Annotated in this window: 1 protein-coding gene; it reads left to right on the top strand. The window is 55.1% G+C overall.

Going from position 1 to position 2,150, the window contains the following annotated elements; all coding sequences use genetic code 11:
• Window positions 1-2,150, top strand: a 2,150-nt coding sequence (locus HMPREF2734_RS11930; protein ID WP_210384712.1) for a YPDG domain-containing protein, incomplete at both ends; no start/stop codon positions are given.

Here is a 2,150-nt window from a genome sequence, read left to right as displayed (position 1 = left end):
TCCGGCTGCTGCTGGTTTGACGGTGGTTGGCTCGTACTTGTCTGATGAGGCTGTTAAGGCGATTCATGAGCATGTTGCGGAGAATTTTGCTGGCAAGCAGTTGCGTGGCAAGGGGTGGACCATTGAGGATGAGCAGGCGCTGCAGAAGTGGATTAATGCGCAGGTAGCTGCTGATCGTGAAGGTTGGATTGCTGAGACGGTCAAGACCACCACGGATGCTAATGGTGGGTTCAAGTTGTACTGGAAGGGTCTGTGGGGCAATAGCTGGCAGAGCACGCCGGGTAATTTGACGCCGCCGGCTGAGAAGCTGCACACACTTGCTGAGTCTCGTGATGAGGGCACCTTCATCAACGGCAATAAGGGCTCCAAGCACGTGAATATGGACTGGTCGTATGTCCAGTTCCTGGATAAGGATGGCAAGGAGCTTCCGGACAATATTGGTGTGCTCTCTCCGTGGTCGTTGGGTCACTGGGATGGTCCGACTGCTGGTACGTCGATGACGGACTTTGGCGGTAACGGCTCTGAGATCAACGAGCCGGATGATAAGTACCTGCGTTTTAATGTTGGTTTGTATCCGGCGCCGTTGAAGTTTGATGTTCTGGAGAAGAACACTTACGACAATTGGGCTCGTGTTGGTGAGACGATTGAGACGTTGACGGATGGTTTGCCGGCGACGGATGGTCTTGAGTACTTCATTGAGTGGACCAATGATGCTGGTGAGGTTGTCGAGACCTGTGGTCCGGTTGTGCCGGATGCGTCGACGCGTATTCCGTCGTGCCCGGTAACGGTGCCGGGTGATGTTGAGCACGGTGATGTGTTTACTGCTCGTCTGTACCAGGGTGCGGATAATTCTGGTTTGTTGCTGGCGCAGGATGCGTTTGCGGTCACGACTGCGTATTTGGATTATGACCCGACTGATGCGAAGGTCGGCGAGGAAGCTACTGCGCAGCCGAAGTTTGATAATCCGAATACTGAGGTTGAAGAGCCGAAGTTGGAGTCGGCGCAGTTTGTCCTTGATGAGGACAAGCTTCCTGAGGGTGTCACCAAGGATCAGGTCGAGGTTGATCCGGAATCTGGTGTGGTGACGTTTACGCCGAAGGCTGGCCAGGAAGGCAAGTCGTTCGATATTCCGGTGAAGATGGTTGATACCAATCTTCAGGTGCCGGTGTTGGATGAAAACGGTGATCCGGTTGAGGGTGAGAACGGTGAGCCGCAGACGAAGTCGCGTACGATCTCTAACTCGACGGCAACGTTTAACGTTGCAAAGCCGGTTGCTGACACGGTCGAGCCGAAGTACGAGGACACTTTGGTGACTCCGGGTGAGCCTGCGGAGTCCACTCCGACCTTCACCGACAAGGACGGCAACGATGTGAAGGCTCCTGAGGGCACGGAGTTTGCTATTCCGGATGACTTCACTGCTCCTGAGGGCTACACCGTTGACATCGATAAGGACGGCAAGGTCACGGTTGAGGCTGATCCTGAGAAGCTCAACGGTGATACTGCTGAAGAGTTCGATGTTCCGGTCACGGTGACCTACCCGGATGGTTCCACCGATAAGACGTCTGCGAAGTTCGAGTTGGATACCGATGGTGATGGCACCCCGGATTCCAAGGATGACGACGACGACGGTGACGGCATCCCGGATGCTGAGGAAAAGGACAAGGGTTCCAACCCGAAGGACAAGGATTCTGTCCCGGCGACGGTAGTTACCGACAAGAAGGTCGTTGTTGAGGGGCAGGAGACTGATCCGTTTGACACGGCGAAGGATGTTCCGGAAGGTGGCAAGGTCACTGTTGATGGTCTGCCGGATGGTCTGACTGTTGATGAGAAGACCGGTAAGGTCACCGGTACCCCGGAGAAGATCGATGACTGGGGTAAGGATGAGGAAGAGCGTGACGTTGAGGTCACGGTCACTATCACCGATAAGGACGGCAAGAAGGTTGCCGAGGATCAGAAGGTCATCACGGTTCAGCGTGATACCGATGGTGATGGCACCCCGGATGTCGATGACAATGATGACGATGGTGACGGCTTCACTGACGAGCAGGAGAAGGAAGCCGGAACTGATCCGAAGGACCCGAACTCCAAGCCGGAGGATAAGACCCCGGTTCCGTCGATCGTTCCAGGTGAAAAGACCGATGAGGTTCCGG

The organism is Corynebacterium sp. HMSC055D05 (assembly GCF_001810365.1).
Classification (GTDB): Bacteria; Actinomycetota; Actinomycetes; order Mycobacteriales; family Mycobacteriaceae; genus Corynebacterium; species Corynebacterium coyleae.
Note: the sequence above shows the minus strand (reverse complement) of the source record. Positions and strands in the feature narration are given on the sequence as shown.